The organism is Pantoea sp. Cy-639 (genome assembly GCF_011752525.1).
In the GTDB taxonomy this organism is placed as follows: Bacteria; Pseudomonadota; Gammaproteobacteria; order Pseudomonadales; family Pseudomonadaceae; genus Aquipseudomonas.
The window spans coordinates 328,876-340,938 of sequence record NZ_VWXI01000002.1 but is presented as its reverse complement, the minus strand read 5'-3'; the positions used below and the strand labels follow the sequence as shown (position 1 = coordinate 340,938).

15 protein-coding genes are annotated in these 12,063 nt (G+C 63.3%); 14 read left to right on the top strand and 1 reads right to left on the bottom strand.

What is annotated here, in order from left to right:
• Positions 1-10: 10 nt before the first annotated feature.
• The 14 genes from F3J43_RS03835 (at position 11) to recX (ending at position 10,743) form a co-directional block, all read left to right on the top strand.
• Positions 11-562: a hypothetical protein gene (locus F3J43_RS03835; protein WP_166883492.1), complete on the top strand. Its 552-nt coding sequence runs from the start codon at positions 11-13 to the stop codon at positions 560-562.
• Between the two features lie 107 nt (positions 563-669).
• Positions 670-1,836, top strand: coding sequence for a phage tail sheath subtilisin-like domain-containing protein (locus tag F3J43_RS03830; protein ID WP_166883491.1), 1,167 nt, complete (start codon positions 670-672; stop codon positions 1,834-1,836).
• Between the two features lie 13 nt (positions 1,837-1,849).
• A complete protein-coding gene (locus F3J43_RS03825; protein ID WP_166883490.1) occupies positions 1,850-2,359 on the top strand; it encodes a phage major tail tube protein in 510 nt (169 codons plus the stop codon).
• 12 nt (positions 2,360-2,371) lie between these two features.
• Positions 2,372-2,674 (top strand): phage tail assembly protein, encoded by a 303-nt coding sequence (locus F3J43_RS03820; protein ID WP_166883489.1) that lies wholly within the window; start codon positions 2,372-2,374, stop codon positions 2,672-2,674.
• Positions 2,675-2,800: 126 nt separating this feature from the next.
• A complete protein-coding gene (locus tag F3J43_RS03815; protein ID WP_166883488.1) occupies positions 2,801-5,077 on the top strand; it encodes a hypothetical protein in 2,277 nt (758 codons plus the stop codon).
• Between the two features lie 12 nt (positions 5,078-5,089).
• Complete coding sequence (locus F3J43_RS03810) at positions 5,090-5,935, top strand: phage tail protein (RefSeq protein ID WP_166883487.1); 846 nt, start codon at positions 5,090-5,092, stop codon at positions 5,933-5,935.
• Complete coding sequence (locus F3J43_RS03805) at positions 5,910-6,116, top strand: tail protein X (protein ID WP_166883486.1); 207 nt, start codon at positions 5,910-5,912, stop codon at positions 6,114-6,116. The genes F3J43_RS03810 and F3J43_RS03805 overlap by 26 nt, the downstream gene beginning before the upstream one ends.
• A 46-nt stretch (positions 6,117-6,162) precedes the next feature.
• On the top strand, positions 6,163-7,197 hold the full coding sequence (locus F3J43_RS03800; protein ID WP_166883485.1) for a phage late control D family protein: 1,035 nt from the start codon (positions 6,163-6,165) through the stop codon (positions 7,195-7,197).
• A 93-nt stretch (positions 7,198-7,290) separates the two neighbouring features.
• Entirely contained in the window at positions 7,291-7,518 is a 228-nt protein-coding gene (locus tag F3J43_RS24270) for a Com family DNA-binding transcriptional regulator (RefSeq protein ID WP_353618189.1), read from the top strand.
• On the top strand, positions 7,505-8,056 hold the full coding sequence (locus F3J43_RS03790) for a glycoside hydrolase family 19 protein (RefSeq protein ID WP_166883483.1): 552 nt from the start codon (positions 7,505-7,507) through the stop codon (positions 8,054-8,056). The genes F3J43_RS24270 and F3J43_RS03790 overlap by 14 nt, the downstream gene beginning before the upstream one ends.
• The gene (locus F3J43_RS03785; RefSeq protein ID WP_205297607.1) at positions 8,053-8,550 is read left to right on the top strand and encodes a lysis system i-spanin subunit Rz; all 498 of its coding nucleotides are present in this window, start codon (positions 8,053-8,055) and stop codon (positions 8,548-8,550) included. Before F3J43_RS03790 ends, F3J43_RS03785 begins: the two co-directional genes overlap by 4 nt.
• Positions 8,551-8,609: 59 nt before the next feature.
• Positions 8,610-9,092, top strand: coding sequence for a CinA family protein (locus F3J43_RS03780; protein ID WP_166883481.1), 483 nt, complete (start codon positions 8,610-8,612; stop codon positions 9,090-9,092).
• Between the two features lie 104 nt (positions 9,093-9,196).
• A complete protein-coding gene (recA, locus tag F3J43_RS03775) occupies positions 9,197-10,264 on the top strand; it encodes a recombinase RecA (RefSeq protein ID WP_166883480.1) in 1,068 nt (355 codons plus the stop codon).
• An 8-nt stretch (positions 10,265-10,272) separates the two neighbouring features.
• Positions 10,273-10,743, top strand: a complete 471-nt coding sequence (gene recX / locus F3J43_RS03770) for a recombination regulator RecX (RefSeq protein ID WP_166883479.1) — start codon at positions 10,273-10,275, stop codon at positions 10,741-10,743.
• Between the two features lie 56 nt (positions 10,744-10,799).
• Here recX and F3J43_RS03765 read toward each other — a convergent pair whose 3' ends face one another.
• Complete coding sequence (locus F3J43_RS03765; RefSeq protein ID WP_166883478.1) at positions 10,800-11,918, bottom strand: LOG family protein; 1,119 nt, start codon at positions 11,916-11,918, stop codon at positions 10,800-10,802.
• Positions 11,919-12,063: the final 145 nt, after the last annotated feature.

Sequence of the window (12,063 nt, the reverse complement as noted above, 5' to 3'; positions counted from 1 at the left end):
GGAGGAATCAATGTCAATTTTCGTAGTAAGGGGTGAGCGTACGTTTTACAACGATGAAGTTCATCGGTGCATTCCGGAGTCTGCCAAAGCAATCCCTGACGAACTCTACAAGCAGCTTTTGCAGGCACAGTCCGATTACAAGATCCTAGATTTCAGCGTCTTTCCACCTACGATCCTGGATCGCGTCAAGAAATGGCCGGACGTCACAGAGCTGCAAGGATTGATCGATGATCAGGTGGCATCTATCTATTCGCGATGGAGCCGTTTTGAAAAGGAATATCTTGCTCGTGAAAATGCTGCCCGTGAATACAAGAGTGCTCAGTATCAAGGCGATGTCAACATCTGGGTCAAGCATTACGCAGACTCAGCAGGCCTGACTTGCTCCGAAGCCGCAGATCTCATCATTCAGCAGGCCGAACAGCAACGGATGGCCCAGGAAGCCCTGGCTGTACTGCGCATGCGCAAGTACGAACTAGATATCGCCGATGGCGAGACCCGATTCGAACACTATCAGTCTTTGGTGCGAGAGATCGAACTGGTTGCCAGTCCTGAAATGAAGTGACCTTGGCCTTTCAGGACAACCACATATCTCAGGGACGTTGTTTGTCCTGACCCTTCCAGGCCCCGCATTGCGGGGCCTTTTCATACCTGAATCTGGAGTAAACCTACATGAGTGGATTCTTCCACGGCGTCACCGTGACCAACGTCGACACCGGAGCACGCAGCATCGCACTGCCGTCCTCCTCGATCATCGGCCTGGTCGACACCTTTACCGAAGGGCCGGGCGTCAGCGCCAAGGCCAACGACCTGGTACTGATCACCAGCGAGCGCGAAGCGGTCGCGGCGTTCGGCCAGGACGCCGCGATCACCAAGGCCTGTCGTGCCATCTACGGCCGCGCCAAGGCCGTCATCGTCGCCTGTGGCGTGGCCAAGCTGGAGGATGCCGCCGAGCAGACCTCGGCGATCATCGGCAACGTGCTGGCCGACGGCAAGCGCACCGGCCTGCAAGCACTGCTCGACGGCAAGAGCCGTTTCAACGCCCAGCCACGCCTGCTGGTGGCACCCAAGCACAGCGCCACCTCTGCCATCGGCACCGCGCTGGTGGCACTGGCCGACAAGCTGCGCGCCATCGCCATCATCGACGGCCCCAACACCACCGACGAGGCGGCCATCGCCTACGCCAAGAACTTCGGTGCCAAGCGCGCGTTCCTGGTCGATCCGGGCGTGCGCTACTGGGACACCACCGAAGAGGCCACCGTCGATGCCCCGGGTTCGGCCTGGGTTGCCGGCCTGTTCGCCTGGACCGACCGCGAGTACGGCTTCTGGGCCTCGCCGTCGAACAAGGAGTTCGTCGGCATCACCGGTACCACCCGTGCGGTGGAGTTCCTCGATGGCGACGAGACCTGCCGGGCCAACCTGCTGAACAACGCCAATATCGCCACCATCATCCGCGATGACGGCTTCCGCCTGTGGGGCAACCGCACCCTGTCGAGCGATCCGAAATGGGCCTTCGTCACTCGCGTGCGGACCATGGACATCGTCATGGACGCGATCCTCTACGGTCACAAATGGGCCGTCGACCGCTCCATCACCGCCACCTACGTCAAGGATGTCACCGAGGGGCTGCAGGCCTTCATGCGCGACCTGAAGAACCAGGGCGCGATCATCAACTTCGAGGTCTTCGCCGATCCGGAGCTGAACACTGCCAGCCAGCTGGAGCAGGGCAAGGTGTACTGGAACATCCGCTTCACCGATGTTCCGCCGGCTGAGAACCCCAATTTCCGCGTCGAAGTCACCAATCAATGGCTGACCGAAGTCCTCGATTCCGCCGCTTAAGGAGCGCACCTACATGGCAATGATTCCCGAAACCCTGGCCAACCTGAACCTGTTCGTCGACGGCGTCAGCTTCCAGGGCGATGTACCCAGCCTGACCCTGCCCAAGCTCACTCTCAAGCTCGAGGACTACCGTCCCGGCGGCATGGACATGCCGGTCCAGCTCGACCAGGGGATGGAGAAGCAGGAAGCCGCCTTCACCACCACCGGTGTGCGCCGCGAGTCGCTGAAGTTCTTCGGCCTGGCCGACGGCACCGGCTTCAACGGTACCTTCCGCGGCGCCTTCAAGGGGCTCAAGGGCAAGATCAACCCGGTGATCGTCACCCTGCGCGGTGCGCTGAAGGAAGTCGACATGGGCGACTGGAAAGCCGGCGACAAAGCCGAGATCAAGCACAGCATCGCCGTGACCTACTACAAGCTCGAAGTCGATGGCCGCGTGGTCTACGAAATCGATGCCCTGGGTATGAAACGGGTGGTCGATGGTGTCGATCAGTTGGCCGCCCAGCGCGCTGCCCTTGGCCTGTAAGGAGACTGCTACATGGCTCAAGCGAAAAAGCTTCCGCAATGGCTGACCGTCAGCGCCGAGCGTGTGACCGTACGCCTGTCCCGCCCCAGCGAGGCCAACGGTGTGCAGGTCGACAGCCTGTCGCTGCGCGCACCGACCGTGCGTGATATCCGCAACGCCCAGGCCGGTGGCGCCGGCGATGACGAGCAGCGCGAACTGAACCTGTTCGCTTCCCTCGCCGAAGTCGGTGTCAAGGACCTCGAGGGCCTTGCCCTCAAGGACTACACCCGTCTGCAGGCCGGCTATTTTCGCCTGGTGCAGGACGACGAGCTTTGACCCTGCCCGGCAGAAGGCCGCCGCCAGGCGGCTGGCCAAGGAGCTGAACTTTTCCGCCAGTGAAATCATGACCATGTCGTACAGCGACATGGTCTGGTGGCTGGTGGAGTGAAAAGGAAGATAAGGATGGCGAACAGAAAAGCGGGAACGCTGGGAGTTGCCGGAGCCATCGACCTGGAGCCATCAGGGCCACGTGAAATAAAGTTCGAAGCAGCAGGGAGGGCACTCGGCGATACACCGTTGGTATATCCCCTGGGTGAAACCCAGCGCCCGCTTTCTTCTGATTCACAGGGTCACAATGCGCAGGCTTCGCCGCACGGTACCCCGGTTCTGCATGAAGAACCCACGGACAGCATGCAGAACCAGTTGCGCGAACTGGACTTGCTGCAGGAACAGAACGATCTGTTGCAGCAGTTGGCCAGGACGAAGGGCAATGCCGGTTTGAGAGAGGTCGTCTCCGAACGTCCGGCAATGCCAAGGGAACCACCGGGTATCAGTGCGCCGGGTCCAGAGGCGGCGTTCGAGGACTTCCTGACCTCACTGGCATCGGCAGGAGGTTCGCTGCTGCTGGGCAAGGCATTTGCCCATTGGCAGTTGCAGAACCACAACATCAGCAGTGTCATCCCGAGCGGGCAGGGCCGTTATCCGCTCGGGTTGGACGCCATGCCCACCCCGACAGCCGGGCGCCCCGCCGGTACCTGGCTGGCCGTGAGCGATTTCTCCAAGGAATTCATGCGCTTGAATGCGCTCGATATCTTGATGAAGTCGATTCATGCGGGCGTAACGGCAGATACACCGGAGCAGCAGGGCGAGGCCTGGGGAGGGCTGGCGGGACACGTTGCTGGCCTCGCTGCAGGTCATGGCGTGGCCAAGAAGCTGAACAAGAATACTGCGACGTTCTCGCTGCTGGGCTCTTTCCTGCTGGGCAAGATTGGTGGCATCACGGGCAAGGAGCTGATGTCCTCGCCGGAGCGCCAGGCCGAGCCCGTGGACCCTGCTACATCGCGGTGGGGCACCGTTCTCGCCGCGTCGGGGGCGTTGGGTGCGATTGGTGTTTCTGCCGGGGCCAGTCGATTGCCGCCGCTGGGAGAGACCTGGCGCAAACTGTTGGGCAAAGGCAGCCAACTCGACGACCTCTATCCACTCGGCGCGGATGCCGGCCCTTCACCGACGGGTATCAACTCGAAGGCTGTGATGCAGGCAATGGCCGAGGCAGCGGTAAAACCAAAGCCAGGTTTCTGGAGTGGGTTGCAGGAGGTAGCCAAGGGATCCGGCAAACTCCTCCTGATGGAGGCCGCGCTCAAGAGCGTCGCTACCGTATGGTTGGCCAAGACACCCGAGGAGAAGGGCGCCGGGTATGGAGGCGCGATAGGAGGAGCCATCGGGGGCGTGCTGGGTGGCGTTTACCTGGGACGTGTTCTCTCTCCTCTTATAGGCCGTGAACGTGGCATGGAAGCAGGGATAGTCATCGGCAACTTTGTCGGCGACAACCTGGGTAGCGAAATCGGCGCGCAAATCGGCAAGCGTTACTTCACGCCTCGGCAGGCACCGCTACCGGCCGTTTCCCTGCTTGCGTCCAGCCCTATGCCGACGAGGCAGCATCTGGACGCTCAGGTCGGGGTGCGGCTCGCCAGGCAGTTGTCGTCCGTTTCGCTCGAAGCGCAGCGCAAGCGTACTCGGCCGTTGCCAGCCGTTTCCTTGATGAACGGGACGAACCGACCAGTCGGCGAGTATCTGGACGAACAGGTCGGTGCGAGGATCGCTAGAAAACTCATGCCTGTGTCGGCCAAAGGGCCTCGTCGACAACCGGTAATGCCAGCTGTTTCGCTGATCAACCTCACACACAAACCAGGCGGCGAGTTCGTTGATGACGAGGTGGGTGTGCGGATCGCCAGGCGTCTGTTGGCGCCCTCGTCCGAAGGGCGTCAGGGACAAAAGTTCGAGCTGCCCGCGAAAGCGCTTTCACTGGCGAGCCTGACTCAAGGAATGCATGTGGAGCGCTTGGACGAGCAACTGGGCACCCGTGTGGCCAGGCGCGCCTTCGCGGCGGTGGCTTTCGGTTCGGGAGCGGCACCGGTTTCGAGGGGCGCACGAGACGTTACCCTGGAAGGGCCGGGTGATGGCGCAACCGTTGTACTCCGTCAGCCTGCCATGGCAGCGGCCGTACCACAGCCAGTGCTGTCCTTGCCTGAGCTGGATGCCCGGCCGCAGGGCAACGCCACCGGCCAATCAATCAGCCAGCAGATTACTTTCAACGCCAACGTCCCGGTCACCGTGCAGGGCAGCGTCGATGCGCCGAACCTGCTTGCCCAGGAACTCGAGGCGGCGGTTCGCCGGGTGATGCTGGACTTGCAACGGCAAGCCTACAACGCACAGCTTGCCGATCACCCCAACCCATTCTGAACAGGAGCAACCATGACCTATCTGGAGCAGCTGCAAGCCACGCTGCACGCCCTGGTCAAGGCGGGAGAGGCAGGGCGTCGGCACGCCGACGCCATGCTCGATCCGATGAACGAGGCGATCGACCATATCAAGGGCGCAGTCACTGAGCTGGAAGGGTTGCCGCGGGTTGGCCCGCTCATCGGCGCCAAGCTCCAGCGGACCTTGCGCGCGATCAACCGGGCCCAGGCCCATGTCGCCAAGGTAGTGGCCAAGTATGACCAGGCGGTGGCGGTTGTACGCCAGGTGCGTGACCGCATCGACGGCTTCGCCGAGCATGCGGCCAAGGCGGGGGCAGCGATCCGCCGGGTGGTGGGTGAGGTGCGCTCGACCGTCAATGGCGTGCTGTCGACCCTGGGCTTCGCGCCCGAGGCGACCCCTGCGGCCGAGGCAGTCAAGCCGTTCCCCCACCTGTTGGTGCTGCAACCGCTGACACCCGGCGCCAGCCCGTTCTACTTCAACCTGGACACCGCCGCCTTCGATCAACTGCGTCGGCAGACGCGCTATCGCTGGGTCGGGCAGGAGCGCCTGAGTCGCGCCAACGCGCAACAGGCGGTCAGCCAGGGCGAGGAGAGCATCACCCTGCGCGGGGCGATCCACCCAGGCTTCAAGGGCGGCATTGGCCAGTTGCAGACGTTGCGCAGCATCGGCCGCCAGTTGATGCCGTTGTCCCTGACCACAGGTTACGGCGAAGTGCTTGGCACCTGGTGCCTGACCAGCATCGAAGAGGAACAGAGCCAGCTGCTGGCGGGTGGCATTCCACGCAAACAAGGTTTTTCACTGGAGTTCGTGAGCTATGGCCAGGACCTGCATAACGTCTGAAGGCGACCTGCTGGACACCCTTTGCCAGCACTACTACGGACGCCTCGTGGGCACCGTCGAGGCGGTGCTGGAGGCCAACCAGGGCCTGGCGGACGAGCCCCAGCCATTTCGCGCGGGGGTGAGGATCCTGCTGCCGGCCTTGCCTGCGGCGCCCAGCAATACCCTGCAACTCTGGGACTGAGGCGGGGCCCGTCCCCGCAGCGGTTCTTTCCAAGGAGCCCGAGACCATGCAACCGCAATTTCGCATCACCGCGGACGGCCACGACATCACCCTGTTGATCAACGATCGGTTGTTGCTGCTGCGGACCACGGACAAGCCCGGCATGGAGTCGGACGAGTTCGAGTTGCGCATCGACGCCCGCGATGGGGCCGTGGCCCTACCGACCCGTGGCGCGATGCTTGAAGTGCACCTGGGTTATGCCGGCCAGACGCTGAGCCGCCTGGGGCGCTACACCGTCGATGAAGTGGAGCTCTCCGGTCCACCCGACACCCTGGTGATCCGGGGCAAGGCCAGCGACCTGCGCGGCAGCGGCAAGACAACGCGCAGCGGTAGCTGGGAACAGGCCAGCCTACAGCGCATCGTCGCCGATATTGCCGCGCGCAATGGCTGGCAAGCCGTATGCCCGGTGACATTGTCGATCCCGCGGGTCGACCAGTACAGCGAGTCCGACTTCAACTTCATCACCCGCCTGGCCCGCCAGCACGACTGCACCGCCAAGCTTGCCAACGGCCAGTTGCTGGTGCTGCCCCGCCAGGGCGGGCAGAGCGCGAGCGGCAAGGCCCTGGGGGTGGTGGTCATCGCTCGCGAGGACGTCAGCCAGTGGCAGTTCCGCCTGGCAGACAAGAGTACCCACAAGGCAGTCAGGACCCGTCACCAGGACAGCGCCAGCGGGCGCCTGCAAACGGTGGAACTGGCCAGCGAGGATGCGCCGGACGGCCTGCAGCCGGTGTACACCGACCGGCACCTGTACCCCGACCGCGCCGCCGCGGAGCAGGCCGCCCGGGCGCGTCTGGCCAGTTTCAACCGCGACACCGCCAGCGTGCGCCTGGACATGCCTGGACGCACCGACCTGTTCGCCGAGCGCAGCATCCAGGCCACGGGTTTCGTGGCCGGGCTGGACGGGACGTACCTGATCGAGTCGGTGGAGCAGGTGTTCACCAGCAGCGGCTGGCGCACCAGTGTGAACTGCAACGGTGGGCATCAGGGCAAGGCCAAGGCCAAAGGCGCGGCCCCTCGCCGGAGCGGGTTGTGCAAGGCCTGAGGCACCTGCCGTGGAGAGTGTTTCCCGGTGCCTGGCGCCAGGCCGGATTCCTATAGTCGGGCAATCGGGGCGCGCCGGATCCGCTGGCGTTCAATGATCAGGACCTCATGCATGTTCACCGCTCTACGTTGCGGCCAGTGCCACAAGCTGCTGGCCCGTATCACTCCCGCTTCCGAGCTCCAGATCAAGTGTGGCCGTTGCCGCACCTTGAATCATGTGAAAGCCGCGTGCTTCGAGCCATCGCCTCTGAGCGAGCCACTGGCGGCCCCAGCCGCCGTTCCCGCAGACCGCTATGGAGAACTTTCCGATGCCGCTCACTGAACAGCAGCTTCGCCAGATCTACCCTCTCGCCGGCCAGCGCGCCGCGACCTTCCTACCGGCCCTGAACACGGCCATGGCCAACTGGGAGATCGATCATCCCAAACGCATCGCCGCCTTTCTCGCCCAGGTCGGGCATGAGTCTGGCCAGTTGCGCTATGTCAAGGAACTGGGGAGCGACAAGTACCTGGCTCGCTACGACACCGGCAGCCTGGCCCTGCGCCTGGGCAACACCCCGCAGGCCGATGGCGATGGTCAGTTGTACTGTGGCCGAGGACTGATCCAGGTGACCGGGCGCAACAACTACCAGGCTTGCAGTCGTGCACTGTTTGGCGACGAGCGCCTGCTGGCGCAGCCACAGATGCTCGAGCAGCCACGCTGGGCCTGTGAGTCGGCGGCCTGGTTCTGGCACTCGCGGGGGCTCAACGCGCTGGCCGACCAGGGCGAGTTCAATCGCATCACCCGGCATATCAACGGTGGCCTCAACGGCCTGGCCGAGCGCCTGGCGCTCTGGGAGCGGGCGCGCGAGGTATTGTGTTGAGCCGCTTGCAGCTGGGCTTGTGGCTCTTGTCCCTGCTGGCTGGCTGCGCCTTGTCCTGGCAACTCCAGGCCTGGCGCTACGAGCGTGCGCTGGCGGAATCGGAGGGCCTGCTGGCGCAGCAGAAAGTCGAGCAGGTCGAGGCCATCAACGCACAGTTGCTCGCCGAGCGTGAACGGCGCGAGACGCTCGAGCAGCGTCTGCGCGCCAGTGAGACCTCTCATTATCAGGAGCTTACCGATGCCCAACAGACTCAGGCTCGCCTGCGTGATCGCCTTGCTACTGCCGATTTGCGGCTGTCGGTCCTGGTCGAGCGCGACACCGGTTGTGCCACAGTGCCTGCCGCCACCGCCGCCGGCGGCCTGGATCATGGCGCCGTACGCGCCCGACTTGACCCGGCGCATGCTCGACGAATTGTCGCCATCACCGACGACGGCGACCGTGGACTGATCGCCCTGCGCGCCTGCCAGGACTACGTGCGTGCCCTGGCGCGCTGAGCCCTTGCCTGTGCGGGCCAGGGTGGTAGGGTAGGGCGCAGACCAGCCAGGAGCCTGCCATGGACCCGATCACCGTACTTTCCACCCGTCTGGGTGAACACCTGCGCCGCTTCAACGCCCAGGTGAGCACCGCCGAGTCCTGTACCGGCGGTGGCATTGCCGAGGCCATCACCCGTGTGCCTGGCAGTTCGGCCTGGTTCGAGGCGGGCTATGTCACCTACTCCAATGTCCAGAAGACCCGTCAGTTGGGCGTCCCCGAAGCCTTGTTCGGACAAGTGGGCGCGGTCAGCCAGGAAGTGGTCGAGGCCATGGTGCGCGGCGCTCGGGCCGCCAGTGGTGCGCGCTTTGCCGTGGCGGTCAGTGGCGTGGCCGGGCCTGACGGTGGTTCGCCCGCCAAGCCGGTCGGCACGGTATGGTTGGCCTGGGCCGACGGCGACCGAGTGATCAGCGAGCGTCGGCGCTTCGACGGCGACCGCGATGCGGTGCGCCGACAGACGGTGATCGCTGCGTTAGACGGCTTGTTACAGCTCGGCGCGGAGTAATTCGCCCAGTGGGGGTTTGCGGAAACGAATCCCTGTGGAATAATACTGGCTACTTATACAGTTATTCCGGCCGTCAGGGCCACGTCGATCACGTGAGGACTTCAATGGACGACAACAAGAAGCGCGCCTTGGCTGCGGCCCTGGGTCAAATCGAACGCCAGTTCGGCAAGGGTGCGGTCATGCGCATGGGCGACCACGAGCGCCAGGCTATCCCTGCCATCTCCACCGGCTCCCTGGGCCTGGACATCGCGCTTGGCATCGGCGGTCTGCCAAAGGGCCGTATCGTCGAGATCTACGGTCCGGAGTCTTCCGGCAAGACCACGCTGACCCTGTCGGTCATCGCCGAGGCCCAGAAGAATGGTGCCACTTGTGCCTTCGTCGACGCCGAGCACGCCCTCGACCCTGAATACGCCGGCAAGCTGGGCGTCAACGTCGACGACCTGCTGGTTTCCCAGCCGGACACCGGCGAGCAGGCACTGGAAATCACCGACATGCTGGTGCGCTCCAACGCTGTCGACGTGATCATCGTCGACTCCGTGGCCGCCCTGGTACCCAAGGCCGAGATCGAAGGCGAGATGGGCGACATGCACGTCGGCCTGCAGGCTCGCCTGATGTCCCAGGCGCTGCGCAAGATCACCGGCAACATCAAGAACGCCAACTGCCTGGTCATCTTCATCAACCAGATCCGCATGAAGATCGGTGTCATGTTCGGCAGCCCGGAAACCACCACGGGTGGTAACGCCCTGAAGTTCTACGCTTCGGTTCGTCTGGACATCCGTCGTACCGGCGCGGTAAAGGAAGGTGACGAGGTGGTCGGTAGCGAAACCCGCGTCAAGATCGTCAAGAACAAGGTTTCGCCACCGTTCCGCCAGGCGGAGTTCCAGATTCTCTACGGCAAGGGTATCTACCGCAACGGCGAAATCATCGATCTGGGCGTATCCCAGGGTCTGGTGGAAAAATCCGGCGCCTGGTACAGCTACCAAGGCAACAAGATCGGCCAAGGTAAGGCCAACGCGGCCAAGTACCTGCAAGAGAACCCGGCTATTGGTGCCGAGATCGAGAAGCAGATCCGCGACAAACTGTTGACCTCGGGTGCCGTTGCCGCTGCTGCCAAGGCCGCTGCTGCAGAAGCCGATGCCGACGATATGGCAGACGCTGACGCCGGTTACTGATCTGCCCTATGTCTGCCGTACTCGACACCCCCGTCGCTGTTCGGCGGGCAGCTATGGACCTTCTCGCACGCCGCGAGCATGGTCGCGTCGAGCTGACGCGCAAGTTGCGTCAGCGCGGCGCGGCGGATGAGCTGATCGAGCCTGCGCTCGATCGGCTTGCCGAAGAAGGGCTGCTCAGTGAGGCCCGCTATCTCGAAAGTTTCATCCGCTATCGCGCTTCTGCCGGCTACGGCCCAGCGCGAATTCGCGAGGAGCTGGGGCAGCGTGGCCTGAACCGCGGTGACATTGACCAGGCCCTTCGCGAAAGTGAAGTGGAGTGGACGGTGCGGTTGCAGGAGGTCTGGCAGCGCAAGTTTGCAGGCCAGCGTCCGCACGATCCGCGTAGTCGTGCGCAGCAGACGCGCTTTCTCGCCTACCGTGGATTCTCCTTGGAGATGATCGGACGCCTGCTCAGCGGCCGTGACCTCGACGATTATTGATGAATGCCCCACCTGGCCGGAACCGAAAGGTACCGGCCAGGTGGGGCATTTTGCGTTCAGCTCGCTTTCAAGGCTTCGCGCGCACGTTGGGTGGTGTGCATCGGCTGGGGTTTGGCCCAGTTCTCCGGTAGGTTGATGAAGTCCACCAGCTCACGCAGGCGCCCCTGATCTCGGCCATTGAAGGCGAAAGTCAGGCGTGTCAGGCGGCTGAAGTCTCCTTCTTCGTGTTCGGCGCCGCTATCGGGCTGCTGATGGTAGCGGCCGCTCAGGCGCAGGTCAGCGAAACCTTCCTCGATCTCATGCAATGCCGCTTCGCTTAGCCGATGGTGCATGCGTACCACGAACTGGCTCTTCAGCCAGCGGCTGGAATGATAGTTGCTGTAGAACTGGTTGATCTCCTCCACGGCCTCGTCGGCACTGTGCACCAGGCGTACCAGCTTGAGGTCGGTGGGCAGGATGTAGCGATTCTCTTCCAGTTGACGGCTGATGAAGCCCAGGGCATCGCGCCAGAAGCTGCCTCCCGGTGAGTCGAGCAGCACCACCGGCACCAGTGGGCTTTTGCCCGTCTGGATCAGCGTGAGCACTTCCAGTGCCTCGTCGAGAGTGCCGAATCCGCCCGGACACAGCACCAGCGCGTCGGCCTCCTTGACAAAGAACAGCTTGCGGATGAAGAAGAAGTGAAACGGCAGCAGCTTGTCGGTGCCGTCGACCGTGGCATTGGCGTGCTGTTCGAAGGGCAGGGTGATATTGAAGCCCAGGCTATGCTCAGTGCCCGCGCCTTCGTGAGCCGCTGCCATGATTCCGCCGCCAGCGCCGGTGATGACCATCAGGTCGGAGCGTGCCAAGGTAGCACCCAGCTCCCTGGCCAGTGCGTACATCGGGTGCTCGAGTGGTGTGCGCGCGGAGCCGAACACGGTGACCTTGCGCCGGCCCTTGTAACGCTCCAGGGTGCGAAACGCATGATCGAGTTCGCGCAAGGCCTGCAGGGTGATCTTGGCATTCCAGCGGTTGCGGTCGTCGTGGGCCATGCGTAACACGGTCAACAGCATGTCCCTGTACAGCGGCAGGTTGGGACTGTTTGGGGCTACCAGTTGCAGTTGCTGGTCGACGTGGCTCAGGTCGATACCGTTGTCTTGGAAATAGTTGGACAAGAGTTCGTTCGGTTGATAAGGCATTCAACGTCTCCTTCTGCAGCAAAACCTCTGACCGGGTCGATGGTGAATCCCGGCCGCGACACTGCGTGTGTCGCTGGCTGCTGTGACTCGAGTGTGCTTCCCGAGCATTGCAGTAGGCCTGCAAGGCCATGTTGCAGTGGCAATT